This is a genomic window from Corynebacterium sp. Marseille-Q4381 (genome assembly GCF_036881695.1).
In the GTDB taxonomy this organism is placed as follows: Bacteria; Actinomycetota; Actinomycetes; order Mycobacteriales; family Mycobacteriaceae; genus Corynebacterium.
In genome coordinates this window covers 319,312-343,015 of record NZ_JBAJNR010000001.1, presented here as the reverse complement: position 1 = coordinate 343,015, position 23,704 = coordinate 319,312, and the positions used below count along the sequence as shown (strand labels likewise).

Genomic DNA, 23,704 nt, shown 5'->3' with positions numbered 1-23,704 from the left:
GGGGGCGGCGGAGGGGGGGAGGGGCGTGGTGCGCCGGATCCCAAAAGGCGGAAGTAGGGGGGGCGGATGAAGGAGGGCGTCTGAAGGAGGGCGGATATGCCTTCCCGAAGCGGTACTTCCGTCATCCGCCAGACGCCCCCCTTACCGAGGTGGACGCCCTCCGGTAGAGGTGGACGCCCTCCGGTAGAGGTGGACACACTGCCGCCGACCCGGTCGACGCCGCGCGCATGCACCTGCTCGTGTTTCGGCCTCATACCACCCAAGCGCTAGGCTGGGACGGGTTAACTTGCACCGTATATATGTGCTCTTATATCCGCGATTAGTTCACAGGAGGACTCGACGTGTTTGAGTCATTGTCCGACCGCTTGCAAACGGCCCTTGGTGGCTTGCGTGGCAAAGGCAAACTCACCGAGGCCGACATCAACGCCACCGCCCGCGAGATCCGGATCGCGCTGCTCGAAGCGGACGTCTCCCTGCCGGTGGTCAAGACCTTTATTAAGCGCGTCAAGGAGCGCGCACTCGGTGCGGATGTTTCCCAGGCGCTGAACCCTGCCCAGCAGGTGATCAAGATCGTCGACGAGGAGCTCACCAACATCCTCGGTGGCGAGACCCGCCGGATGAACATGGCGAAGAACCCGCCGACCGTCATCATGTTGGCCGGTCTGCAGGGTGCCGGTAAGACCACACTCGCCGGCAAGTTGGCCAAACACCTGTCCAAGCAGGGCCACACTCCGATCCTCGTCGCCTGCGACCTCCAGCGACCGGGCGCCGTCCAGCAGCTACAGATCGTCGGTGAGCGCGCAGGCGTTCCCACCTTCGCCCCGGATCCGGGTACGTCCATCGACTCGCACGCGCACGAGATGGGTACTTCCCACGGCGATCCGGTCGGCGTTGCGCTGCAGGGCGTCGAGTACGCGAAGCAGAACAAGAACGACGTGGTGATCATCGATACCGCCGGTCGCCTCGGTATCGACGAGACGCTGATGACGCAGGCTCGCAACATTCGCGACGCCGTCAACCCGGACGAGGTCCTCTTCGTCATCGACGCGATGATCGGCCAGGACGCGGTGCAGACGGCGGAGGCGTTCGCCCAGGGCGTCGACTTCACCGGCGTGGTCCTCACCAAGCTCGACGGCGACGCTCGCGGTGGTGCCGCGCTGTCCATCCGAGAAGTGACCGGCAAACCGATTCTGTTTGCGTCGACAGGCGAAAAGCTCGAGGACTTCGACGTCTTCCACCCGGAGCGCATGTCCAGCCGCATCCTTGGCATGGGCGATCTGCTCTCCCTGATCGAGCAGGCCGAGCAGACCTACAACGAGCAGGACGCAGAGGCCGCAGCGAACAAGCTGGCCTCTGGCGAGCTCACGCTGGAGGACTTCCTTGACCAGCTGCTGATGATCCGCCGCATGGGCCCGATCGGCAACCTTCTGAAAATGATGCCGGGCGGCAAGGCCATGAACGAGATGGCCGACATGGTGGACGAGAAGCAGCTCGACCGCATTCAGGCGATCATCCGCGGTATGACGCCGCAGGAGCGCAACGACCCGAAGATCCTGAACGCCTCGCGCCGCAAGCGCATCGCGAACGGCTCCGGCGTCACTGTTGCCGAGGTCAACCAGCTTGTTGAGCGCTTCTTCGAGGCGAAGAAGATGATGGGGCAGATGGCCAGCCAGTTCGGACTCTCCGGCATGCCGGGGATGGGCGGGCGCTCCGCGACGAAGAAGAAGCCGAAGGGCCGCAAGGGCAAGAACGGCAAGCGCAAGCCGCCGAAGCGTCAGGGCGGCGGCATGCCGCAGATGCCGGCTGGGTTCCCGGGGATGCCCGGTGGCATGCCGGGCATGCCTGGTATGCCGGGCGGGATGCCGGACCCGAAGGAGCTGGAGAAGCTCCAGGAGCAGCTGCCGGCAGGCATGCAGGGACTCGACCTCAACAACCTCGACTTCAACGAGGCGATGAAGCGCATGGGGAAGGGCAAGTTCTTCTAGCTGGTCCCCGCCAATCGCGCAGCCACAAAACCTAATTATGGGCGATACCAAGCTGGTCGAAGATCGGCTGCATCTCCGCCCACAGCAGCGGTGCGAGTGAGCGCGCGTACGCGTTCGAGATGTGGTTCTGGTCGCGGTAGACGTACACGTTGCCGATCTGCGGCGGGCAGAACTCCTCGTTGCAGTACCACGACGCCGTGTCCACGGAGAAGAGGTTGTTCGTGCCGTCAAGGTAGCCCGCTGCCGGATCGGACTCGGGGTAGACCTCGCTCGTCGGCATCGAGCAGTTGCGCTCGCTGTCTCCGGACACGATGCAGAAGTTCGGGTCCATCGGGTTGCCGAACTGATCGAAGAACCACGGGTTGTCACGCAGCCCGAGAAACGGTATGCCGGCTTCAGCGAGGTTGAACCACAGGTTGGCGTAGGCATCGGGCACCGTATCCACCGACGTATCCACGGCCCCAGCGTGGCCCGCAGGACGGGTCGAGGTGGAAATCACCAGGGCAGGTTGCTTATCGACGACCTCCTGCCACACATTCTCCCCCCACTCGGCACACACCTCCGAGACAATATCGAAGCGGTCCTCCCCGCCAACGACCAAGGGGCACTCCTGGCGCACGTAGGGAACCACCTTGAACCCGTGTTCCTTGCCCAAGATGTCGAGGGGGATCACAAACGGCTCGATGTGGGACCCTCCGGCCATGACCACTGTGGTTTCTGCGTTTACATCGCCGTAGACGCAGTCGGGGCGCGGCATCGCGTCGGGTGCCGCCGGCAAGAAGATCATGCAGTCCTGCTCTCCGATCGGAGGGTAGATGCCGGCAATCAGGCTCGGGTCCGGCTGCGGCTTGACGTCCGGCACTTCCGCGCCGGTCAGGGCGAGCGCACCGGGGTATGTGGCGGGATCGAGCGGCCGGTCCGCCTGGTCCACGCGGTGGTTCCACGTTGGCTGGATCGTCAGTGCGCCGACGAAGAGGCCAGCGACGACGGCACCGCCGCTCGCTCGGCCAATGCCTGCGGGGGTCCGCAGCGTCTTCCGTGCGTCGCGCACCGGGGAGTCGGTGGCGAGCGGGCGCTTGCCGTGCTGGCGCAGCGGTTCCTCCACAAGCATGTGCGTGACGTGAGCGAGCGCCAAAGACGCCGCGATGACGGCGGCGCCAATCAGCGGTGGCGGGGTGTCGAACCCTCCGGAGGCGGTGACGATGATCAGCATCGGCCAGTGCCAGAGGTAGAGCGAGTAGGCCACGCCGCCGAGCCACGTCATTGGCTTTGAGGACAACACCGTAGACACGGAACTGGAGTTGCCGCTGAGGATGATCAGCGCCGCGCCCGTGAGCGGCACCAGGGCAAGCGGGCCGGGGAAGGCGAGCGAGGTCGGGATCACTACGCCGGTGATGGAGATCAAGATGACGCCGACGAAGGCGGTGAACCCGTTTGCTGGGGCGGGGATGAACATTCGCGCTGGCACGAACGACAGCAGAGCACCCAGCGAGAGCTCCCAGGCGCGTGAGAAGGTGGAGTAGTAGTTCGCAGGTGTGCCCACGAGCCCGAAACGGGAAGCCCAGATGAACGAGGCGACGGTGATCGCGGACAGGACGATGACGGCCACACGCTGGGCGGCTTCGGGGCCGAGCTTCGTCTTCGTCGCGAGCACTGCGACAAGCGTGCCGAGGACGATGCCGAAGAGGTAAAACTGGCCCTGGACTGCCATGGACCACAGGTGCTGCAGCGGCGACGTGGCGCTGCTCGCCGCGGCGTAGGCGGCGTCTTGCGCGGTCAGCTCCCAGTTTTGGAAGTACAAAAGCGAGGCGGTGAACTGCGCGGCAAGTTCGTCGCTCATGAGCTCGGGGGCGAGTAGGAGGACGCCCGTAAGCGTCGCTAAGAGCACCACCACCAGCGCCGGGACCAGCCTGCGGATGGTGCGCCACAGCGGCCACCACGGGTTCAGGTTCGGGCTGGGGCGAAGGGCGTAGCGCAGCTGCCCGCCGAGGAAGAAGTAGCCCGAGAGAAAAAGGAAGACATCGACGCCGCCGGAAACTCGGCCGACGAAGACGTGGAAGATCACCACCAGCGCGATGGCGTATCCTCGCAGACCGTCGAGGTCGACGCGGTATGCGCTCGAGCCCTTCGCGGTCCGTCCCGCCGTGTGCGCCTGAGTGGTCATTAAGAGAACCTTAGTCGGTTTGGGATTCAGCCTCGTCACAGGCTACACTTGCCCAGATCCTGCGTCAGAGCCGAAGCCGGATACGTCCGTTCGGCCAGTCACGCGCAGGTGAATCCAGGGGTTGAACCGGCCCGTCGACAAGCGGCGGGTGTCTGTACTGCCCAGTGACCGTAAGGAAATAACAGCATGGCTGTAAAGATCAAGCTGCAGCGGATGGGTAAGATCCGCAACCCGCAGTACCGCGTTGTCGTCGCTGACGCCCGCACCCGCCGCGATGGCCGCTACATCGAGAACATCGGCATCTACCACCCGAAGGAAGAGCCGTCGCTCATCCGCATCGACTCCGAGCGCGCTCAGTACTGGCTGGGTGTCGGCGCGCAGCCGACCGAACCGGTGCTGAACCTTCTGAAGGTGACCGGCGACTGGCAGAAGTTCAAGGGCATCGAGGGCGCCGAGGGCACCCTGAAGGTGGCCGAGGAGAAGCCGTCCAAGCTCGAGCTGTTCAACAAGGCGCTCGAGGAGGCCAACAACGGCCCGACCGCCGAGGCGATCACCGAGAAGCGCAAGAAGGCTAAGGAAGATGCCGAGGCAAAGGCTGCTGCCGAGGCTGAGGCCGCTGCCGCCGCTGAGGCTGCCGAGAACGCCGAGGCAGAGGCTTCTGAGGAAGCTCCGGCTGAGGCTGCGGCTGAGGAGAACTAAGCTCCCGCTGCCGCACAAAGCTCCACCCGCCCCGCCCACGCAAGCAAGCGTGGGCGAGGGCGGGTGTTGTCGTTTTGCTACTCTTGCACGTCATGAAGCTGCTGATAGGCAAGGTTGTGAAGTCCCACGGCGTCAAAGGTGAGGTGGCTGTCGAAGTGCTCACCGACGAGGCTGACGTCCGCTTCGCCGTGGGCGAGGTGCTTCACGGCCGCCAGACGGGCAAAGAACAAGATCTCACCGTGAAGACGGTGCGCCCGCACCAGCAGCGGCTCCTCGTCAGCTTCGAGGAGGTGCCTGACCGCACCGCCGCGGACAGCCTGCGTGGGATGAAGTTCTACGCACCGCCGCTGGAGCGCGAGGAGGATTCCGACGAGTTCTACGACCACGAGCTGATCGGTTTGAAGGTGCGTATGGACGGTGGGGAGATCGGCGAAGTCACCGGCGTGATGGACACACCCAACCGCAAGATCCTCGAGGTCGACTATCAAGGCCGGGAGGTGCTGGTGCCGTTTGTGATGGACATCGTGCCCGAGGTCGATTTGGACGAGGGTTTTCTCACCATCACCCCGCCGGAGGGGCTGCTCGACCTATGAGGATCGACGCTGTCACGATCTTCCCGGAGTACCTAGAACCGCTGCGACACGCGCTGCTAGGCAAGGCGATCGAGCAGGGGATCCTAGAGGTGGGGGTCCACGACTTGCGTGACTGGGCGACCGGCAACCATAAGTCCGTCGACGCGCCGCCGCTGGGTGGGGGACCGGGCATGGTGATGAAGCCGGAGGTGTGGGGACCGGCGCTGGACGACGTGGCCGCAGGCCGCGGCGGTGTGCGCCTCGACACGGCCGCCGCGCACAGAAACGACAAGTTGCGCCACGACGATGTCCAAGGCGCAGCCGCGCGGGGCTACGAGAAGCGCGACGTGCGCGACGGCGAGGACGCAGACCTGCCGCTGCTCATCGTGCCCACCCCGGCGGGCGCTCCGTTCAGACAGGCGGACGCGCAGGCGTGGTCGAACGAAGACCACATCGTCTTCGCCTGCGGGCGCTACGAGGGCATCGACCAGCGGGTGTTCACCGACGCGGCGAAGCGCTACCGCGTCCGCGAGGTCTCCATCGGCGACTACGTGCTCATCGGGGGAGAAGTGGCGGTGCTGGTGATCGCCGAGGCCGTGACCAGGTTGATCCCCGGGGTGCTGGGCAACGCCGAAAGCCACGAGGACGACAGCTTCTCCGACGGGCTTCTCGAAGGACCCAGCTACACCAAGCCCCGGGTCTGGCGGGGCATCGAGGCGCCGGCGGTGCTCGCCTCCGGCGACCACGCGAAGGTGGCGGCGTACCGGAGGGAGGCGTCGCTGAAGCGCACGCAGGCGGTGCGCCCGGACCTGCTTGAAGCGGTCGAGGCCGCCGGCGGGTTGAGCACGGAAGACCACTTCGCGCTTCACGCGCGGGCTGTGGTGACTGAGATTGAGGTGGCTGGGGAGGTTCGAGGGGGCGTCGAAAAGCAGATGCGCAGGCGTTTGCGCAAAGCTGGCTACCAGCCGGATGCGATCGAGGCTGAAACCCGGGCGGACGGCACCACGGCAATCACCGTGCGTGGGCGGACAGCGCTGGAGCTTCAAGCCGCGACGGATGCGGTGGCTCAGGCGCTGCCGAAGGGGTTGCAGTGGCGCGGTGCCACGAGGGGTGTGTGAGCGGGTCGCTACACTGTGCCGAATGACTATCGCAGCAACAATCGCGACAGAACTTTCGGTGCGAGACTCCCAGGTGGAGGCCGCGCTTACCCTGCTCAAAGAGGGCAACACGGTGCCGTTTATCGCCCGCTACCGCAAGGAGGCAACCGGCGGGCTGGACGACGCGCAGCTGCGCCACATCGAAGCGCGCAACAGCTACCTCACGGAGCTTGCAGAGCGCCGCGAAGCGATCATTGAGGCGATCGGCGACCAGCTCACCGACGAGCTACACGCCCAGCTCGCCGCCGCGGACACGAAGGCGCGTCTGGAGGACCTCTACGCGCCGTACAAGAAGCGCCGCAAGACGAAGGCGGACATCGCGCGCGAGGCAGGGTTGGAAGCGCTGGTGCAGCTGCTTATCGACGCACCCAGCAACACCCCAGAAACCTTCGCCGCACGGTTTACCTCTGAGGGGTTCCCCGACGAAAAATCGGTGCTCGAGGGCGCAAGGGCGATTCTGGTCGACCGCATCGCGCTCGACGCAGACTTGGTCGGAGAGGTGCGCGACCGCGTGTACGAAACCGGCACGATGCGCGCGAGCGTGGTCGAGGGCAAGGAGCGTGACGGCGCGAAGTTCGCCGACTACTTCGATTTCTCGGAAGATTTCGACACGCTGCCGAGCCACCGCATTCTCGCGCTCTTCCGCGGCGAGAACGAGGGTGTGCTTGCGCTGCAGCTCGACGCGGGGGACGACGCGGTGTACGAGGGCATGATTGCCAAGCACTTCGACCTGCCGGTGCACGACAGCGAGTGGGTTGCCAAAGCTGTGCGCTGGGCGTGGCGCACCAAACTGATGGTCTCGGCCAACGTGGACACCCGAATGCGGCTCAAAGAGAAGGCTGAAGCCGGCGCTCTGGAGGTGTTCACCACAAACCTACGCGACGTGCTGCTCGCCGCCCCCGCTGGCCAGCGCGCCACGCTCGCGCTCGACCCGGGGTACCGAAACGGGGTCAAGTGCGCGGTGGTCGACGGCACGGGCAAGGTCCTGGCCACCACGATCGTCTACCCGCACCAGCCGCAGAACCGCTGGGACGCTTCGCGCGCCGAGCTTGCCAGCCTCGCCGCAGAGCACGGCGTGGAGCTGATCGCGATCGGCAACGGCACCGCTTCGCGCGAATCGGAGAAGCTCGCCGGCGAGGTGGCCGACCTCATCGCCCAGGCGGGCGGGGCGCGGCCCACCCCGGTGGTGGTGTCCGAATCCGGCGCATCCGTGTACTCCGCAAGTGAAATCGCCGCGGCCGAGTTCCCAGACATGGATGTCTCGCTGCGCTCCGCGGTGTCGATTGCCCGCCGCCTCCAGGACCCGCTGGCGGAGCTTGTGAAGGTCGACCCGAAGTCGATCGGTGTGGGCCAGTACCAGCACGACGTGAACCAGACCGCCCTGGCTAAGTCGCTGGACGCGGTGGTGGAGGACGCCGTGAACTCGGTCGGCGTCGATGTAAATACCGCCTCGGTTCCCCTGCTTGAGCGAGTCGCTGGCATCAGCCCAACGATTGCGCGCAACATTGTGGACTACCGAAACGAGCACGGCTCGTTTTTCACCCGCAAAGAGCTGACGAAAGTGTCGCGCCTGGGGCCGAAGGCCTACGAGCAGGCCGCGGGATTTTTGCGCATTAACGGCGGAGCTGACCCGCTGGACGCCTCGGCCGTGCACCCGGAGGCCTACCCGGTGGTCAAGCGAATCGCGCAATCGGCTGGGCTGGCCACCGATGCGTTGATCGGCAACTCCGCGGTGTTGACCAAGCTGCGGCCCGCTGATTTCGCCGACGACACCTTCGGCGTGCCGACGGTCACCGACATTATCGCGGAGCTGGACAAGCCCGGCCGCGACCCGCGCCCGGAGTTTAAAACCGCCTCGTTCAAGGAGGGTGTCACGGAGGTCAAAGACCTGGTACCGGGCATGATCCTGGAGGGCACCGTGACCAACGTGGCCGCTTTCGGAGCTTTTGTGGACGTGGGTGTGCACCAAGACGGCCTGGTGCATATCTCCCAGCTCGCCGACCGGTTTGTCGAAGACCCGCACGCCGTGGTCCGCTCCGGCCAGGTGGTGAAGGTGAAGGTGGTTGATGTCGACGTGGAGCGAAGCCGCATCGGCCTGTCCATGCGGCTAGACGACCAGCCGGCACCGAAGGGGAAACGCGGCGGCGCTGGTGGCGGAAACGGCCAACGCGACAAGGGCCGCGGCAACCGGTCTGGAAACCGCTCCGGCGGTCGCGCGCGCTCCGGCCGGGACGGCGGCACAGCCTCCAACGCGATGAGCGACGCGCTCAAGCGGGCGGGATTTGGTAACTGACCGGCCGATATGTAAGGTATCGGAGGTTATTGCACACGATACGAACCAGGAGAGCATGGTTGAGCGCCAGCGCCACTGGGTCCTCTGTCCGTACATGTAAAGGATTGCTTCACTATGAGCAACGGCATTATCGACCTTGTCGATGCAGGTCAGCTGCGCGACGACATCCCTGACTTCCGCCCCGGCGACACCCTTGACGTCCACGTCAAGGTGATTGAGGGTTCTGTCACCCGTACCCAGGTCTTCACCGGCTTCGTCGTTCGCCGTCAGGGCGGCGGCATCCGCGAGACCTTCACGGTCCGCAAGATCTCCTTCGGTATCGGCGTTGAGCGCACCTTCCCGGTTCACTCCCCGAACATCGAGAAGATCGAGGTCGTCCGCCGCGGTAAGGTCCGCCGCGCGAAGCTCTACTACATGCGCGACCTGCGCGGCAAGGCTGCCCGCATCAAGGAGCGCCGCTAATCTTCACGCGTTTTCAACCCGCTCACCACGCACGAGGCTGCTGGTGAGCGGGTTTTCGCGTTCCTGCCTGCAGAAGAGAAAACCGCAGGTGGGATGCAGGTTGCGCGGCGCGGCGGGTGTAGAGTATCTCGGGTGACCAACCCGAATGAACCGGTCTCGACCGAACGTGAACCGCACTTCCCGAACGACCAGTCCGCGCAGCGCCAAGAAGCGGGCGCCGCAGAACGCGCCGGGGATACGGCCGCGAAGGACGACAACCAGGCGCCCTGGTACATCGAAATCCCCGCGGTGATCGTGCTCACGCTCGCGATCATGTTCGTCATCCAGACGTTCCTCGGCCGGCTGTACGTGATCCCCTCCGCCTCGATGGAACCCACCCTCCACGGCGAGAACGGCAGCGGCGACCGGATTCTCGTAGAGAAAGTCAGCTACTACTTCAACGACCCGAAGCCGGGCGACGTGGTGGTGTTCAAGGGCACCGACTCGTGGAACACCGGTTTCTACTCCAACCGCTCGTCCAACGCTTTCGTGCGCGGCATGCAGGAGGTCGGCTCCTGGGTGGGGCTCGTGCCGAAGGATGAGAACACCTTGGTCAAGCGCATCATCGCAGAGGGCGGGCAAACCGTGTCCTGCCAGGCGGGCGACCCGGCGGTGATGGTGGACGGTGAGCCGATCGACCAGTCGTACGTGCTGTCGCCGCCGACCTACCCGGTGGACGAGACCACTGGTTCCGAGGCCTGCGGCGGCGCGTACTTCGGCCCGGTCCAGGTGCCCGACGGCAACTACTTCATGATGGGTGACAACCGCACCAACTCGGCCGACTCGCGCTACCACTTGGGCGACGAGTACCAGGGCACCATCCCGCGCGAGAACCTGCGCGGCCGGGTGCAGGCCGTGGTGTTCCCGCTCAGCCGTTTCGGCAACGTGGCGAACCCGGATATCCAACACTAGCGTGCGCCGCTTGAAGCAGCTCCGCACGTACGAGGTGGCGCTGGAGAAAGCGGGGCTCGGACCCGTGGCGGGGGTGGACGAAGCCGGCCGCGGCGCCTGCTTCGGCCCCTTAACCGTCGCCGCGTGCATCCTTCCCACCAAGCCGCTGCCGCCGCTCGAGGGGCTCACTGATTCTAAGAAGCTTTCTGTCGGGAAAAGGGCATTGCTTTTCGACGCCATCGTGAACCTCTCCCTCGCCCACACCGTCATCCACATCCCCGCCTCCGAGATTGACCGCCGCGGGATCCAAACCGCGAACTACGACGGGGCGCGTCGCGCGGTAGCGGGACTCATCCCCAAAGCGCAATACGTGCTCATGGACGGCTTCGCCATCCCCGGCCTAGCCGTGCCGCACTTACCCGTGGTCGGCGGCGACTACACCGCGCGTTGCATCGCTGCCGCGAGCGTGCTGGCGAAGGTGAGCCGCGACCAGCTGATCGCTGAGATGGCGGCGGACTTTCCGGAGTACGGGTTGGAGAAGCACAAGGGCTACTCCACGGCGGTGCATATGGATGCGGTGCGCCGCCACGGTGCGAGTAGCGAGCACCGTTATAGTTATGCAAACGTCCGTGAAGCCAACGAGGTTTACAAAGGGGTTGTGCGGTAGATGAGCGCCGAAGAGCTGGACAATTACGAAGCTGAGGTCGAGCTGTCGCTCTACCGCGAGTACCGCGACGTGGCCAGCCAGTTCTCCTACGTGGTCGAAACTGACCGGCGTTTCTACCTCGCGAACGCGGTCGAGCTAATTCCGCACACCGAGGGCAAAGACGTCTACTACGAGGTGCGGATGTCCGACTGCTGGGTGTGGGACATGTACCGCGCCGTGCGCTTCGTCCGCTACGTCCGCGTGATCACCTACAAGGACGTCAACATCGAAGAGCTGGATAAGCCGGAGATCGCCTTCCCGCAGCGCTAGCGCAACGCGCTTTTTCGTGGTTCGGGGGAACCGCGCACCCGTTTCATCGGTCTAACAGGATGGAGCAGTTTTTCTTCTGCTCCCGATAAATCCCGTTTACATACCGCACACGATGAAACGAAGGGGGAGCGATTCATGTCGCACCACACGTTAAGCCTCACCCGCACACCCGCCACCGGCATGCCGCGCGTTACACACGGCACGGTGGCGGAAAACGTTGGCCACCCGGATAGCGCCGTTGCTGACCAGTACGCCCTTGGCCGTTTCGGCGAGGACCTCGCCGCAACGTGGTACGCCGAGCACGGCTACCAGGTGCTGAACCAGCGGGTGCGGTGCCGTGCAGGCGAGATCGACGCGGTCCTCGCCGCGCCCGACGGCACCGTGGTGTTCCTAGAGGTGAAAACCCGCCGCAGTAACGAGTACGGCGGGGCGGAATCCGTCACTGCCAAGAAGCTTCTCACAATGCGCCGCTGCGCCGGGGAGTGGCTCGACCGATCTCCGCACGGTGGGTACGTGGACGTCCGCTTCGACGTCTGCGAGGTCGTCTTCGACGGCGCTGGCTTCACCGAGTACACGATGCTCCGCTTCGAGGGGGTCGAAGATGGCGCTTGCTAGCACGCTAACCGCCACGGTTGAAGGGGTCAGCGCCCACATGGTCACCGTGGAAACCAACGTGGGCCCAGGGCTTCCGGGGATGCACATGGTGGGGTTGGGGGACGCGGCGGTGAAGGAGTCGCGCGAGCGGATCCGTACCGCGATCGCGAACACGGCTTTGCCGTGGCCGCGCACCAAGATCATGGTGTCGCTCTCGCCGGCGCACTTGCCGAAGGCCGGCAGCCACTTTGATTTGCCTATTGCGCTGAGCGTGGTGGCTAGCCTCGACCCAGCGGTCCACGCGCGGTTGGGGCGCACCGTCATCATGGGGGAGCTCGCCCTCGACGGCTCGCTGAGGCGCGTGGAGGGTGTCCTACCCATGCTGCTGGCCGCGGAACGGGCGCGCGGCCAGGCGCCGGAGTTCGACTTCGACACCGTCATCGTCCCCCGCGCCAACGCGGAGGAGGCGGCGCTGCTCGGCCAGCGCCGCGTGCTGCTCGGCGACACGCTTCCACAGGTCTACCAGTGGCTTCGCGGTGAGGTCGGCCTCGAGCGGGCCATCGACGTGCCGCGGGAGTCCGCTGCGGCACCGGCAGCCCCCGACTTCGCCGACGTGGCGGGCCAGCTCTTCGAGCGGAAAGCCCTCGAGGTCGCCGCAGCCGGCGGGCACCACGTGATGATGGTCGGCCCGCCCGGATCGGGAAAATCGATGCTGGCGGAACGCTTGCCTTCCATCCTTCCGCCGCTGACGGTGGCGGAGCAGATTGAGACCACGGCGCTGCATTCCGCGGCTGGTGTGTCGAGGGGAGAGATCGTCGCCGAGCGGCCGTTTGTTGCGCCGCACCCGTCGCTGACCAGAGTCGAGCTCATCGGCGGGGGATCCGGCACGCCACGGCCCGGCGCGGTAAGCCAGGCGCACAACGGCGTGCTGTTTCTCGACGAGGCGTCCGAGATCAGCGCCCACGTCCTCGACTCGCTGCGCATCCCGCTGGAGAAGCGCCAGGTAGTGCACCGCCGCAACCGGCGAGAAGTTACCTACCCGGCCGACTTCCAGCTGATCTTGGCCGCCAACCCCTGCCGGTGCGGCAAATCGGGTGCCGAGTGCACGTGCCGCTCGGGCTCCCGCCACTTGGCAAACGTCTCGGGGCCGCTGCGCGACCGCCTCGACATCTTCCTCACCACCACCGCGCAGTCTGCCGTACTTAGCCCCGTCGGGGTGGAGACGTCGGCCGAGATCGTCGACCGGGTCGCCGGAGCCCGCGAGCGGGCGGCGGCCAGGTGGTCGAAGGCGGGCCTCAACGCGGCCGTGAACGCGCGGGTGGATTCGGCCTTCCTGCGCCGCCACTTTCCGCCGGTGGAAGCCGCGGCGCAAACGCTGCAGTGGATGCTGAAAAGCCAAGCGCTCACGCAGCGCGGTGTGGACCGGGTACTCAAGCTCGCGTGGACGGTCGCGGATCTCTCCGGCGAAGACACCCCGCACATGGAGCACATCGACGAGGCGCTGACGCTTCGCGGTGCGACGGGGGCAGGGGTGGCGGCGTGAGCAAGCTTGAATCTTGGGCCTACCTTTCACGTGTCATCGAAGGCCCGAACCCGCACCTGCAAGCCCTGCTTCGCGCCGGTCGCGATGCCGACGAGATCACCGACGGAGTGCGCAGCCGCGCAAGCTGGCTCGGCGGCCTCGGCCGCGCCACCGAGGCCCGCTACCGGCTAGCGGACCCGGTCGCCGACTTGGAGACGGCGCAGCGGTACGGCTACACCCTCATCACCCCGGATTCACCGGAGTGGCCGGGCGAGGCAATCCAGGCTAGCTTCGGCGCGCCGGGCGCTGAGATCGTCGACGGGGGTTGCGAACCCCACGCGCTCTGGGTTCGGGGAGAGACAAACCTCGCGGCGTTGTTTGCCCAGTCCGTCGGTATCGTCGGCACGCGCAATGCCACCCAAGACGGTCACGGCGCGACCGCCAACCTGGTCGCGGGGCTGGCGAAGCACAACTACACGATCGTCTCCGGCGGCGCGCTGGGCGTGGACACTGTCGCGCACGACACGGCCCTGGCGAACGCCGCGCCGTCGGTTGTGATCGCGGCGTGCGGGGCCGGGGTGACGTATCCGCGCAGCAACGAGCGCCTGTTCAACCGCGTCGTCGCCGAAGGCGGTGCAGTGATTAGCGAGTATCCTCCCGGAGTCACCCCCGACCGCCACCGATTCCTCACCCGCAACCGCCTCATCGCCGCGCTGACGCCGGGTACGGTTGTGGTGGAGGCGGGCTACCGGTCCGGTGCGCTCAACACGCTGAAGTGGGTCATCGCGTACAACCGCGTGGCGATGGCAGTGCCGGGCTCGATAATGAGCCAGTCGTCGCTGGGCACGAACTTGGCTATTGTCGACGGCCGCGCGCAAGCCGTCCTGAGCGCCGACCACATCCACGAGCTGTTGGGGCCCGTCGGCGCAACGGATGCGCGCGAGCCGATGGAGGCGCTGTTCGCGCCAACCCCGCTGCAGCAGCTTTCCCACAACGAGCTGCGGGTCTACGACTCGCTGCCGCCCGTCGGCGACGATGGGCGTGAAGCTGAGGAAGTCGCGGCGGTCGCCGGCCTGAGCCTGGGGCTGACCGTGCACCTGCTTATGGAATTGCAGCAGCGGCAGTTGGTGGTCAGGGAGCGGCGGTTGTGGCGGCGGGCGTCGATCGAAGCCGCGTAACGGAAGTGGCGGGATTACACTCCTGATGCATGACCCAGGTATCGGCGGCGGCTGAAGACTTCGCCGAGCACGCGCGGTTGGTGCTCGGTCGCAGCGACAACACGGTGCGCGCCTACCTCGCCGACCTGGCAACGCTCGAAGGCTCGGTCGACTCCTTCGCCGAATTCACCCTGGACAACCTGCGGCTCTGGCTCGCTGGTGCTGTGAGCGAGGGCAAGGCACGCTCCACGCTCGCCCGGCGCACCGCCGCGGTCCGGGCATTCTCCACGTGGGCGTACAAACAGGGCTACCTGGAATGTGACGTCGCCGCACGCCTCGTCGCGCCAAAGATCTCGCGTCCGCTGCCAACCGTCGTGCGCCCCGACACCGCCGCGGCAATGGCAGGCGCGCCGGGCGGGGAAGGCGCGGACGACAACGACCCGGTGGCGTGCCGGGACCGGGCGATCCTTGAGCTGCTGTACGCCACCGGCATGCGCGTCGGTGAGCTCACCGGTTTAGACCTAGGCGATGTTGACCTCGCGCGCGGCGTGGCAAGCGTGACCGGCAAGGGCAACAAGCAGCGGGTCGTGCCGTTTGGCGGGCCCGCAGCCGACGCGGTGGGCGAGTGGATGGAGATGGCGCGGCCGAAGCTAGCCGGCCCCGACAGCGAGGCCGCCATGTTTCTCGGAAGCCGGGGCAAACGCATTGATCAGCGGCAGGTACGGCGCATCGTTGAGCAATCGGCGAGGGACGCCGACGCGGCGGGCGTGACTCCCCACTCGCTGCGCCACTCCGCCGCAACCCATTTGCTTGAGGGTGGGGCGGACATCCGCGTAGTCCAAGAGCTGCTTGGCCACTCCAGTTTGCAAACGACCCAGATCTACACGCACGTCTCGGCGCAGCGCTTAAAGAAGGTCTACGACCAAGCTCACCCGCGCGCCTGAGACGGGTCGAGCGGTTTGAGGCGGATGCGCGGCGGCTCGAGGAGGCTCAGCGGGTCGATGTAGTGGTCGGGGCCGGTGCGCGCGCCCCAGTGCAGGCCGGCGTGCTCGCGGGCGAACTGGGACGCGGGGCGGGCAAGTGTGCCGATGATGTCGCCTTCGACAACGTGGTCGCCAACGGCCACGCGCGCGTGCACCGGCTGGTAGGTGGTGCGGATGCCGCCGGGGTGGTCGATGGAAATGGTTGGGGTGCCGACGATCACGCCCACGAACGCCACGACCCCGTCCTCGGTGGCGAGGATGTCCGCGCCGGGGCGGGCACCTAAGTCCACGCCGCGGTGGCCGGGGAGCCAGTTCTTCTCGGGGATATCCGCGCGGCGGGCCACGTTTGTCGGGTGGGGGTTGCCGGTGGTCGGGTCGACCCAGGCGGCGGCGGGCGCGGCGGTAAAAGTGAAGAGGGCGGCGGTGAGGGCGGCGCTCAACAGGGTGAGGGCGGGGTATTGCATGGGGATAGTGTGGGGGTTGAAGGGGGCGTCGTAAAGCATGATGCCCCTGCGCCTGTGAATAACCGTGCGGGCGGCAACCGAGTTATCCACAATCGCGCTGATCAATTAGGTTTTCCAGCCCGCGCTGGGTATTGTTATCCCGGCAGTCTGCGAAGGCTGACTACGCGCGCCGAATAAGACCAGCTCAGCAACGGTCCCTCGAAAGGGGTGCAGGGCTAGCCCGGTGCCAGGGCGCGGGATAAAAACCCGCGCAACACGACCACTAGAAAACCGAACGATTATTCTCCGAAGGAGACATTCCCATGGCAGTCGTAACCATGCGCGAACTCCTCGACGCCGGTGTGCACTTTGGCCACCAGACGCGTCGCTGGAACCCGAAGATGCGCCGCTTCATCTTCACCGACCGCAACGGCATCTACATCATCGACCTGCAGCAGACGCTGACCTACATCGATGAGGCGTACGAGTTTGTGAAGGAAACCGTCGCACACGGCGGCACCGTGCTCTTCGTGGGCACCAAGAAGCAGGCTCAGGAGCCCATCCAGGAAGAGGCGGAGCGCGTCGGCATGCCGTACGTCACCCACCGCTGGCTCGGTGGCATGCTCACCAACTTCCAGACCGTGTCCAAGCGAATCGCCCGCATGAAGGAACTGCAGGCGATGGACGCAGCCGAGGACGGCTACGCAGGCCGCGGCAAGAAGGAAGTCCTGATGCTCAACCGCGAGCGCATCAAGCTCGAGCGCGTGCTCGGCGGCATCGCGGACATGACCAAGGCTCCGTCCGCACTGTGGATCGTCGATACCAACAAGGAGCACATCGCCATCTCCGAGGCGAAGAAGCTCCGTATCCCGGTTGTCGCCATCCTGGACACCAACTGCGACCCGGACGAAGTCGACTTCCCGATCCCGGGCAACGACGACGCTATCCGCTCCGTGAAGCTGCTCACCCACATCGTGGGCGAGGCTGTCATCGAGGGCAAGCAGCAGCGCGAGGAGCGTCAGCTCGCCGCAGCTCGTGACGCCGCTGGCGACAGCGACGCCAAGATCCAGGCTGAGGCTTCCCTGGCCGCAGCGCAGGCTGCGTCCTCCGAGGATGTTGCTCCGGCTGAGGCTGCTGCAGCAGCTGCCGCCGCTGAGGCTGCGTCCCCGCAGGTTGTCGAGGAGGTTGAGCAGCCGGCAGCTGTCCGCGCTGCTGAGCAGGCCAAGCAGGCTGAGGCAGCCAACAAGACCGGCAAGGTCGACGAGGGCATCCAGATCTCTGGTACCGAGTCCGCCACCCAGGCCTAAGTAGCGCCTTCGCACGAAATTGCCCCGCCTCGCGCGGGGCTTTTTGCGTGGGCTTGCGCCCCCTATTTCTGCCGAGGCAAAAGTCTTCGGCTAGTCTTTCTAACGTTAAACACCTTTCCCCACTACTTGAGGAGGAATCGCCCGAATGGCGAACTACACTGCAGCAGACGTCAAGAAGCTCCGCGAGACCACCGGCTCCGGCATGCTCGACTGCAAGAAGGCGCTTGAGGAGACCGACGGCGACTTTGAGAAGGCCGTTGAGGTCCTGCGCATCAAGGGTGCGAAGGACGTGGGCAAGCGCGCTGAGCGCAACGCGCTCGAGGGTCTGGTTGCTGTGTCCGGCAACACCATCGTGGAGATCAACTCCGAGACCGACTTCGTGGCCAAGAACCAGGAGTTCAAGGACCTCGCAGACCAGATCGCTCAGGCTGCTGCCGCCGCCAAGGCAAACTCCCAGGAGGAGCTGGCCAACGCTGACGTGAACGGCGAGACCGCGCACGACGTGCTGGAGCGCCTCTCCGCCAAGATCGGCGAGAAGCTGGAACTGCGCCGCGCGGCCACCATCGAGGGCGACAATGTCGAGGTCTACCTGCACCAGAAGGCTGCGGACCTGCCGCCGGCCGTTGGCGTGCTCGTTGCGTACACCGGCGACAACGCGGAGGCTGCGCACCAGGTTGCTCTGCAGATCGCCGCGATGAAGGCCCGCTACCTCAACCAGGAGGCTGTGCCGGCTGACGTGATCGAGAAGGAGCGCGCGGTCCAGGAGGAGATCACCCGCAACGAGGGCAAGCCGGAAGCTGCCATCGCCAAGATCGTCGAGGGCCGCATGGGCGGCTTCTTCAAGGACGTCGTCCTGCTCGACCAGCCGTCGCTGGCGGACTCCAAGAAGACTGTCAAGCAGTTCGCTGAAGAAAGCGGCATCGAGATCACCGACTTCGTCCGCTACGAGGTCGGCCAGGCCTAAGTAGCCGCCAGGTGGCGCACTCGCTGCCCACCCGCACACCCCGCACCCTTGAAACTTGCCGCGCACGCGGCCGGTTGGGTGCGGGGTTTTGCCGTCCCCGGCCGGTGGCGCGCGGCCGGTTCCTACCTTAGGTGTGCGCGGGGCTAAGATCGGCTGCGAACATTTTGCAGGCCCATCCGCGCGAAGGAGCATTTCCCGGTGACTGACATCAACCCCAACCGCACTGGTTTCAAGCGAGTCATGCTGAAGCTGGGGGGTGAGATGTTCGGCGGCGGCAAGGTCGGCATTGACCCTGACGTGGTGGAAAGCGTTGCCCGTCAGATCGCCGACGTGCACAACGCCGGCACCCAAGTCGCCGTGGTCATCGGCGGCGGCAATTTCTTCCGCGGCGCCGAGCTGCAGCAGCGCGGCATGGACCGCGCCCGCTCCGACTACATGGGCATGCTCGGCACCGTGATGAACTGCCTCGCGCTGCAGGACTTCCTCGGCCAAATGGGTGTGGACTGCCGCGTGCAGACCGCCATCAACATGGCGCAGGTTGCGGAACCGTACCTGCCGCTGCGCGCCGCCCGCCACCTGGAGAAGGGCCGCGTGGTCATCTTCGGCGCGGGCATGGGCATGCCGTACTTCTCCACCGACACCACCGCCGCCCAGCGGGCGCTGGAAATCGGCTGCGAAGTGTTGCTGATGGCGAAGGCGGTCGACGGGGTGTATGACTCGGACCCGCGCGTGAACCCGGACGCGGTGCTTTTCTCGGAGATCTCCCCGCGCGAAGTGATTGAGAAGGGGCTCAAGGTCGCCGACGCGACCGCGTTCTCCCTCTGCATGGACAACGATATGCCGATCCTGGTGTTCAACCTGCTGGAGGAGGGCAACATCAAGCGCGCCGTCTCCGGCGAGCAGGTGGGCACGCTGGTCGCGTAACGCGCTCAGGCGGGACGGAGCTCATCGGCCAAGGCGAGGAGCTCCCGCCCGGTCGCGGTGACCGCGCCAAGGTGCACCGGCCCGAGGGCAAGCGCGGGGGCTTGGAGCATGTTGAACAAAGAACACCACGGCGACCACTCCGTCTGCGCGTGGAAGCTCTCCTCAGGAGGCAAAGACGGGAAGTAGCCGATAGCCGGCGGGTCGTACGCGAGGGTGGGGGAGAGCACGACATCGACATCCCACGCTGCGGCGAGGATGCCGGGAAGCTCTGCGCGGTGCGCCACCGCGTCTGCAAGCTGCGCGGCAGTTACACCGCTGCCGGTCTCTTTCATCCACGCGATGTACTCGCTGTCCAAGGGGTCGAGCTTGCGGAAGCTGGAGGTGATCAGCGAGGTGAAATGCTCGTAGGTTGCGCATGCTTGCGGGTATCGCGAAATGTCGACGACGTCGTGCCGTTTCGCCAGCGTTGACGCGCAGGCGGTGACGGCGTCGCCGCGCTCGGGTTGGAGGGTGGTGGGTGTAAACAGGCCGTCGGTAAGCAACCCAATGCGCAACCTGCGGGGCACCTCAAGCTGCGGCGGCCAGCCGAGCACCGTACGAAGCTCTGCCGTGCTCCGCGCGAGGAACCCGTCGGCTGCGAGCGAGGCACCGCCGAACTTGAACCCGATGACCTCGCACGCGGCGGCGGGAACGCGGATGGAGCCGCCCGCGTCGGTGCCGTGCGCAGCGCGGCACAGGCCTAAGCTCACTGCAACGCCGGCGCCGGTCGACGACCCGCCGGGTGTGCGGCCGGGGTAGGCGGGGGATTCGAGCACAGGCACGTCCGGCCGCTCCGCGTAGCACGTCGCGCCCAATTCGGACGTCAGCGTCTTGGCCGGGATGGTCGCGCCCGCGGCGAGCAACTTCTGCGCAATCGGGTCGGTCGTCCGCGCGGTGCGGGCCCGGTGCGGCGAGCCGTCGGTAGTGGGCCACCCGCGCACGTTGGTGGAGTCCTTTACCGGGATCCACCACCCGTCCAGCCTGCCTCCGGGGGCACCCCGCAGCGGTTCGTCGGCGAAGAAGCTGAAGGCGGGGTGGTGCATGGCAACAGTCTAGGACGCTCGCCCGCTGGTAGATTAAGGGCGATACGTTTAGCAACGGAAAGTAGGGATTGACCCATGATTGATGACGTGCTGATGAACTCCGAGGAAAAGATGGCCTCGTCCGTGGAGCACACCCGCGGCGAGCTGGTTTCCATCCGCACCGGCCGCGCCAACCCGGCCATGTTCAACGGCGTGATGGCGGACTTTTACGGTGCCCCGACGCCGGTTAACCAGATGGCGACCATTTCGGTGCCGGAGCCGCGCATGCTGCTGATCAAGCCGTTCGACCCCTCGACCATGCGCGACATCGAAGAGGCAATCCGCAACTCTGACCTCGGCGTGAACCCGACCGATGACGGCCACGTGATCCGCGTGACCGTGCCGCAGCTGACCGAGGAGCGCCGCAAAGACCTGGTCAAGCAGGCAAAGCAGAAGGGCGAGGACGGCAAGGTGGCTATCCGCAACGTGCGCCGCCAGGGCATGGACGCGCTGAAGAAGATCCAGAAGGATGGCGACGCGGGCGAGGACGAGGTCCAGACGGCGGAGAAGGCGCTGGACAAGACCACCCAGAGCTACGTGGCTCAGATCGATGAGTTGGTGGCCAAGAAGGAAGCGGAGTTGATGGAGGTCTAGGACCCCATGACCGAGAGCCGAGCAGAGCGCGCAGAAACAGCCGAGGAGCAGCGCCGCCCCTCGGTGCACTTGCGTGCCCCGAAGCCGAAAAACAACCCGGGCCGCGATTTGGGCGCCGCGATCACCACAGGCGTGATTCTCGGCGCGCTCGTCATCGCTGCGGTGTGGGTTGGGCCGAAAGCGTGGTACCCGCTCGTCGCCACCGCGGTGGCGCTCGCCATGTGGGAGGTGCTCACGCGCCTGCGCGAAGCCGGCTACCAGCAGCCGCGCACGCTGCTTATCGTGCTGGGGCAGATCATGATCTGGTCCTCCGCGCTCTACAGCACCGCAGGCCTGGTCGCCGCGTTCGCGATCACGGTGCTGTTCCTCATGTTCTGGCGCCTGTTCCACAACGGCCGGGACGCAAAACCGGTGCACTACTTGCGCGACACGGCAGTCGGCATCTTCGTCCTGACCTGGATTCCGCTGTTCGGGTCGTTCGCGGCGCTGATTTCGCTTATTGACGAAGGCGGCATCCCCGGATCCCACTTCATCATCGCGTTCATGCTCTGTGTTGTGGCCTCCGACGTCGGAGGGTACGCGGCCGGGGTCATGTTCGGCTCGCACCCGATGGCTCCGGCGGTAAGCCCGAACAAGAGCTGGGAAGGTTTCGCCGGCTCGATGATCTTCGGCGTTGTCACCGGCGTAGTCGCCGTCCACTTCCTGATCAACGGACCGTGGTGGATGGGCATCGTCTTAGGGGCGGCGCTGGTCGTCTGCGCGACCATGGGCGATCTTGTTGAAAGCCAGTTCAAACGAGAGCTGGGGATCAAGGACATGTCGAACTTGCTGCCGGGCCACGGCGGCCTGATGGACCGCCTCGACGGCATGCTGCCGGCAGCGTGTGCGACCTACGTGCTGCTCAACGCGGCCGCGCTGATGAACCCGCTGTAAGCTGCAATTCGCCGCCCGAGCGCGTGACGTGCAACAATACGCGGCATTATGACTGAGCCGACTGAACAACGCGAGACGAGCCAGAAGGGCGACGTCCCTCAGATCCAGCTTCTGGCGCCGCGCCGCGGCATGCCGCCGAAGCACTTCGCCGACCTGACGAAGGACGAGCGCAAAGAAGCCATCGCCGAGCTCGGCTTGCCGAAGTTCCGCGCCGACCAAATCGCGCGCCACTACTACGGCAAGTTCGAGGCCGACCCGCTGACCATGACCGACCTGCCGGAGGCGCAACGGCAGACGGTGAAGGACGCGCTGTTTCCCACTTTGCTCACCCCGGTGCGGCAGGTGGAGACCGACAACGGCGACACCACGAAGACGCTGTGGCGCCTGCACGACGGCATTCTTTTGGAGTCCGTCCTGATGCGCTACCCCGACCGCGCCACCTTGTGCATCTCCTCCCAGGCTGGCTGCGGCATGGCCTGCCCGTTCTGCGCGACCGGCCAGGGCGGGCTGGACCGCAACCTGTCCACGGCGGAGATCGTCGACCAGGTCCGCGAAGCCGCCGCGATGATGGCTGCGGAAGGATCGCGCCTGTCCAATATTGTGTTCATGGGTATGGGCGAGCCGCTGGCGAACTACAACCGCGTGGTCTCGGCGGTCCGCCAGATCACGCAGCCGTCGCCCGACGGCTTCGGCATCTCGCAACGCAACGTCACAGTCTCCACCGTCGGTCTCGCCCCGCAGATCCGCAAACTCGCGGACGAGGACCTCTCCTGCACGCTCGCGGTTTCCCTGCACACGCCGGACGACGAGCTGCGCGACGAGCTGGTGCCGATGAACAACCGTTACGAGGTCGCCGAGGTGCTCGACGCCGCACGCTACTACGCGGACAAGTCGGGCCGGCGCGTCTCCATCGAGTACGCGCTGATCCGCGACATCAACGACCAGGATTTCCGCGCGGACATGCTGGGTCAGAAGCTGCACCGCGCCCTCGGTTCCAAGGTGCACGTGAACCTCATTCCGCTGAACCCAACTCCGGGTTCGAAGTGGGACGCCTCGCCGAGGGCGCGCCAGGACGAGTTCGTCCGCCGCGTCATTGCTCAGGGGGTCACCTGTACGGTGCGCGACACGAAGGGACAGGAGATCGCAGCCGCCTGCGGCCAGCTGGCTGCGGAGGAGAAGGCGGGTTAGGGGCATCAGGCTTATCGACGCCCCCTTTTTTCTCCCCATCCCAAGCACCACAAAGCCCGGCCCCACAGCGGGGACCGGGCTTTAGTCTTGCGCCAGGAAGTGCGACGCTTAGTGGGTGCGGGTCTCAGTCGGCTTGACGCGGACTACCTCGGCCGGCTCGGCCTCGCGCACCGTGGTCGTGGTGTGGGTGGTGACTTCGCGCTGCGGGGCGCGCAGGTGCGCCACGCGAGCCGGGTCGATATTCAGTGCGCGCAGCTGGCGCTCGTCCAGGTTCTCGTAAACGCCGGAGAGCGTCTTCTGGTCGTACGCCCAGTCCGGCTCCTGGTGGCCGACCGGCTTGTTGTGGGCGGTGACGGTGCGCACCTGGTTGAGCTTCGGGGAAGTGGCGTGAAGGATCAAGCCGAGAGCGATGAGGACCGCGAGCGCGATCAGCCAGATCGTCTCGACGTGGCCCTGGTGGTTGCCGAAGTTGTAGGCGAGCAGAACCAGCACCGAGATCCAGCCGGCGGTCTGCACGGCGCCGCGGCCGACCTCGCTCCAGCCGAAACGGGCTGAGGGCACATCTGCCTCGGAAACGCCGTTGTACACCTGCGGTGCCTTCTCTTGAGCGTGGTGGGCCACAGCCAAACTCCTTTGTTGACAAACTCGAGTTCAAAATCTCGCTCCATTGTCGCACAGCTATCCCCGCATCTGCGACCTAATACCCCCTAAACCTCCGAAAGTTCGACCGCGGCTG

The 23,704-nt window shown here is 65.9% G+C and carries 23 protein-coding genes; 19 read left to right on the top strand and 4 right to left on the bottom strand.

Annotated elements, in window-relative coordinates:
* Window positions 1-341 precede the first annotated feature (341 nt).
* Window positions 342-1,985, top strand: coding sequence for a signal recognition particle protein (ffh, locus tag V6D40_RS01740; RefSeq protein ID WP_334288632.1), 1,644 nt, complete (start codon window positions 342-344; stop codon window positions 1,983-1,985).
* Window positions 1,986-2,016: 31 nt separating this feature from the next.
* On the opposite strand, the gene V6D40_RS01735 is transcribed toward ffh, so the two are convergent.
* On the bottom strand, window positions 2,017-4,149 hold the full coding sequence (locus V6D40_RS01735) for an acyltransferase family protein (RefSeq protein WP_334288631.1): 2,133 nt from the start codon (window positions 4,147-4,149) through the stop codon (window positions 2,017-2,019).
* A gap of 186 nt (window positions 4,150-4,335) precedes the next feature.
* Here V6D40_RS01735 and rpsP point away from each other — a divergent pair, with 186 nt between their 5' ends.
* The 12 genes from rpsP (at window position 4,336) to V6D40_RS01675 (ending at window position 15,455) form a co-directional block, all read left to right on the top strand.
* On the top strand, window positions 4,336-4,848 hold the full coding sequence (rpsP, locus tag V6D40_RS01730; protein WP_334288630.1) for a 30S ribosomal protein S16: 513 nt from the start codon (window positions 4,336-4,338) through the stop codon (window positions 4,846-4,848).
* Between the two features lie 92 nt (window positions 4,849-4,940).
* Entirely contained in the window at window positions 4,941-5,441 is a 501-nt protein-coding gene (rimM, locus tag V6D40_RS01725; protein WP_334288629.1) for a ribosome maturation factor RimM, read from the top strand.
* A complete protein-coding gene (trmD, locus tag V6D40_RS01720; RefSeq protein ID WP_334288628.1) occupies window positions 5,438-6,538 on the top strand; it encodes a tRNA (guanosine(37)-N1)-methyltransferase TrmD in 1,101 nt (366 codons plus the stop codon). The genes rimM and trmD overlap by 4 nt, the downstream gene beginning before the upstream one ends.
* Before the next feature lie 22 nt (window positions 6,539-6,560).
* Complete coding sequence (locus tag V6D40_RS01715; protein ID WP_334288627.1) at window positions 6,561-8,870, top strand: Tex family protein; 2,310 nt, start codon at window positions 6,561-6,563, stop codon at window positions 8,868-8,870.
* Between the two features lie 114 nt (window positions 8,871-8,984).
* Window positions 8,985-9,332 (top strand): 50S ribosomal protein L19, encoded by a 348-nt coding sequence (gene rplS / locus V6D40_RS01710; RefSeq protein WP_334288626.1) that lies wholly within the window; start codon window positions 8,985-8,987, stop codon window positions 9,330-9,332.
* A gap of 132 nt (window positions 9,333-9,464) precedes the next feature.
* Window positions 9,465-10,283, top strand: coding sequence for a signal peptidase I (gene lepB / locus V6D40_RS01705; protein ID WP_334288625.1), 819 nt, complete (start codon window positions 9,465-9,467; stop codon window positions 10,281-10,283).
* A gap of 1 nt (window position 10,284) precedes the next feature.
* Window positions 10,285-10,929 carry a ribonuclease HII gene (locus tag V6D40_RS01700; protein ID WP_334288624.1) on the top strand — a complete coding sequence of 215 codons (645 nt, stop codon included), beginning with the start codon at window positions 10,285-10,287 and terminating at the stop codon, window positions 10,927-10,929.
* Window positions 10,930-11,238, top strand: a complete 309-nt coding sequence (locus tag V6D40_RS01695) for a DUF2469 domain-containing protein (protein WP_334288623.1) — start codon at window positions 10,930-10,932, stop codon at window positions 11,236-11,238.
* Between the two features lie 135 nt (window positions 11,239-11,373).
* A complete protein-coding gene (locus V6D40_RS01690; RefSeq protein ID WP_334288622.1) occupies window positions 11,374-11,853 on the top strand; it encodes a YraN family protein in 480 nt (159 codons plus the stop codon).
* Complete coding sequence (locus V6D40_RS01685) at window positions 11,840-13,375, top strand: YifB family Mg chelatase-like AAA ATPase (RefSeq protein ID WP_334288621.1); 1,536 nt, start codon at window positions 11,840-11,842, stop codon at window positions 13,373-13,375. Before V6D40_RS01690 ends, V6D40_RS01685 begins: the two co-directional genes overlap by 14 nt.
* Window positions 13,372-14,532 carry a DNA-processing protein DprA gene (locus tag V6D40_RS01680; RefSeq protein WP_334288620.1) on the top strand — a complete coding sequence of 387 codons (1,161 nt, stop codon included), beginning with the start codon at window positions 13,372-13,374 and terminating at the stop codon, window positions 14,530-14,532. Before V6D40_RS01685 ends, V6D40_RS01680 begins: the two co-directional genes overlap by 4 nt.
* Window positions 14,533-14,561: 29 nt before the next feature.
* The gene (locus V6D40_RS01675) at window positions 14,562-15,455 is read left to right on the top strand and encodes a tyrosine recombinase XerC (protein ID WP_334288619.1); all 894 of its coding nucleotides are present in this window, start codon (window positions 14,562-14,564) and stop codon (window positions 15,453-15,455) included.
* On the opposite strand, the gene V6D40_RS01670 is transcribed toward V6D40_RS01675, so the two are convergent.
* Window positions 15,440-15,958, bottom strand: coding sequence for a M23 family metallopeptidase (locus V6D40_RS01670; RefSeq protein WP_334288618.1), 519 nt, complete (start codon window positions 15,956-15,958; stop codon window positions 15,440-15,442). The genes V6D40_RS01675 and V6D40_RS01670 overlap by 16 nt on opposite strands.
* Before the next feature lie 302 nt (window positions 15,959-16,260).
* Here V6D40_RS01670 and rpsB point away from each other — a divergent pair, with 302 nt between their 5' ends.
* From rpsB to pyrH, 3 genes are all read left to right on the top strand, one after another.
* Entirely contained in the window at window positions 16,261-17,244 is a 984-nt protein-coding gene (rpsB, locus tag V6D40_RS01665) for a 30S ribosomal protein S2 (RefSeq protein ID WP_334288617.1), read from the top strand.
* Window positions 17,245-17,389: 145 nt separating this feature from the next.
* The gene (gene tsf / locus V6D40_RS01660) at window positions 17,390-18,208 is read left to right on the top strand and encodes a translation elongation factor Ts (RefSeq protein WP_334288616.1); all 819 of its coding nucleotides are present in this window, start codon (window positions 17,390-17,392) and stop codon (window positions 18,206-18,208) included.
* Between the two features lie 240 nt (window positions 18,209-18,448).
* Window positions 18,449-19,132: a UMP kinase gene (gene pyrH, locus V6D40_RS01655; protein ID WP_334288651.1), complete on the top strand. Its 684-nt coding sequence runs from the start codon at window positions 18,449-18,451 to the stop codon at window positions 19,130-19,132.
* A 5-nt stretch (window positions 19,133-19,137) separates the two neighbouring features.
* On the opposite strand, the gene V6D40_RS01650 is transcribed toward pyrH, so the two are convergent.
* Window positions 19,138-20,214 carry an amidase gene (locus tag V6D40_RS01650; protein WP_334288615.1) on the bottom strand — a complete coding sequence of 359 codons (1,077 nt, stop codon included), beginning with the start codon at window positions 20,212-20,214 and terminating at the stop codon, window positions 19,138-19,140.
* A 75-nt stretch (window positions 20,215-20,289) separates the two neighbouring features.
* Here V6D40_RS01650 and frr point away from each other — a divergent pair, with 75 nt between their 5' ends.
* From frr to rlmN, 3 genes are all read left to right on the top strand, one after another.
* Window positions 20,290-20,847: a ribosome recycling factor gene (gene frr / locus V6D40_RS01645; RefSeq protein WP_334288614.1), complete on the top strand. Its 558-nt coding sequence runs from the start codon at window positions 20,290-20,292 to the stop codon at window positions 20,845-20,847.
* A 6-nt stretch (window positions 20,848-20,853) separates the two neighbouring features.
* Window positions 20,854-21,780 (top strand): phosphatidate cytidylyltransferase, encoded by a 927-nt coding sequence (locus V6D40_RS01640; RefSeq protein WP_334288613.1) that lies wholly within the window; start codon window positions 20,854-20,856, stop codon window positions 21,778-21,780.
* A gap of 129 nt (window positions 21,781-21,909) precedes the next feature.
* Window positions 21,910-22,968 carry a 23S rRNA (adenine(2503)-C(2))-methyltransferase RlmN gene (gene rlmN, locus V6D40_RS01635; RefSeq protein ID WP_334288650.1) on the top strand — a complete coding sequence of 353 codons (1,059 nt, stop codon included), beginning with the start codon at window positions 21,910-21,912 and terminating at the stop codon, window positions 22,966-22,968.
* Between the two features lie 108 nt (window positions 22,969-23,076).
* Here rlmN and V6D40_RS01630 read toward each other — a convergent pair whose 3' ends face one another.
* Window positions 23,077-23,589: a DUF2631 domain-containing protein gene (locus V6D40_RS01630; protein ID WP_334288612.1), complete on the bottom strand. Its 513-nt coding sequence runs from the start codon at window positions 23,587-23,589 to the stop codon at window positions 23,077-23,079.
* Window positions 23,590-23,704: the final 115 nt, after the last annotated feature.

Coding starts and splice junctions, on each gene's coding strand:
- rplS (WP_334288626.1), top strand. CDS start 8,985: ATGAGCAACGGCATTATCGACCTTGTCGATGCAGGTCAGCTGCGCGAC.
- V6D40_RS01640 (WP_334288613.1), top strand. CDS start 20,854: ATGACCGAGAGCCGAGCAGAGCGCGCAGAAACAGCCGAGGAGCAGCGC.
- frr (WP_334288614.1), top strand. CDS start 20,290: ATGATTGATGACGTGCTGATGAACTCCGAGGAAAAGATGGCCTCGTCC.
- V6D40_RS01735 (WP_334288631.1), bottom strand. CDS start 4,149: ATGACCACTCAGGCGCACACGGCGGGACGGACCGCGAAGGGCTCGAGC.
- rpsP (WP_334288630.1), top strand. CDS start 4,336: ATGGCTGTAAAGATCAAGCTGCAGCGGATGGGTAAGATCCGCAACCCG.
- V6D40_RS01695 (WP_334288623.1), top strand. CDS start 10,930: ATGAGCGCCGAAGAGCTGGACAATTACGAAGCTGAGGTCGAGCTGTCG.
- trmD (WP_334288628.1), top strand. CDS start 5,438: ATGAGGATCGACGCTGTCACGATCTTCCCGGAGTACCTAGAACCGCTG.
- V6D40_RS01715 (WP_334288627.1), top strand. CDS start 6,561: ATGACTATCGCAGCAACAATCGCGACAGAACTTTCGGTGCGAGACTCC.
- V6D40_RS01670 (WP_334288618.1), bottom strand. CDS start 15,958: ATGCAATACCCCGCCCTCACCCTGTTGAGCGCCGCCCTCACCGCCGCC.
- V6D40_RS01650 (WP_334288615.1), bottom strand. CDS start 20,214: ATGCACCACCCCGCCTTCAGCTTCTTCGCCGACGAACCGCTGCGGGGT.
- rlmN (WP_334288650.1), top strand. CDS start 21,910: ATGCCGCCGAAGCACTTCGCCGACCTGACGAAGGACGAGCGCAAAGAA.
- pyrH (WP_334288651.1), top strand. CDS start 18,449: ATGCTGAAGCTGGGGGGTGAGATGTTCGGCGGCGGCAAGGTCGGCATT.
- rimM (WP_334288629.1), top strand. CDS start 4,941: ATGAAGCTGCTGATAGGCAAGGTTGTGAAGTCCCACGGCGTCAAAGGT.
- V6D40_RS01690 (WP_334288622.1), top strand. CDS start 11,374: ATGTCGCACCACACGTTAAGCCTCACCCGCACACCCGCCACCGGCATG.
- tsf (WP_334288616.1), top strand. CDS start 17,390: ATGGCGAACTACACTGCAGCAGACGTCAAGAAGCTCCGCGAGACCACC.
- V6D40_RS01675 (WP_334288619.1), top strand. CDS start 14,562: ATGACCCAGGTATCGGCGGCGGCTGAAGACTTCGCCGAGCACGCGCGG.
- rpsB (WP_334288617.1), top strand. CDS start 16,261: ATGGCAGTCGTAACCATGCGCGAACTCCTCGACGCCGGTGTGCACTTT.
- V6D40_RS01685 (WP_334288621.1), top strand. CDS start 11,840: ATGGCGCTTGCTAGCACGCTAACCGCCACGGTTGAAGGGGTCAGCGCC.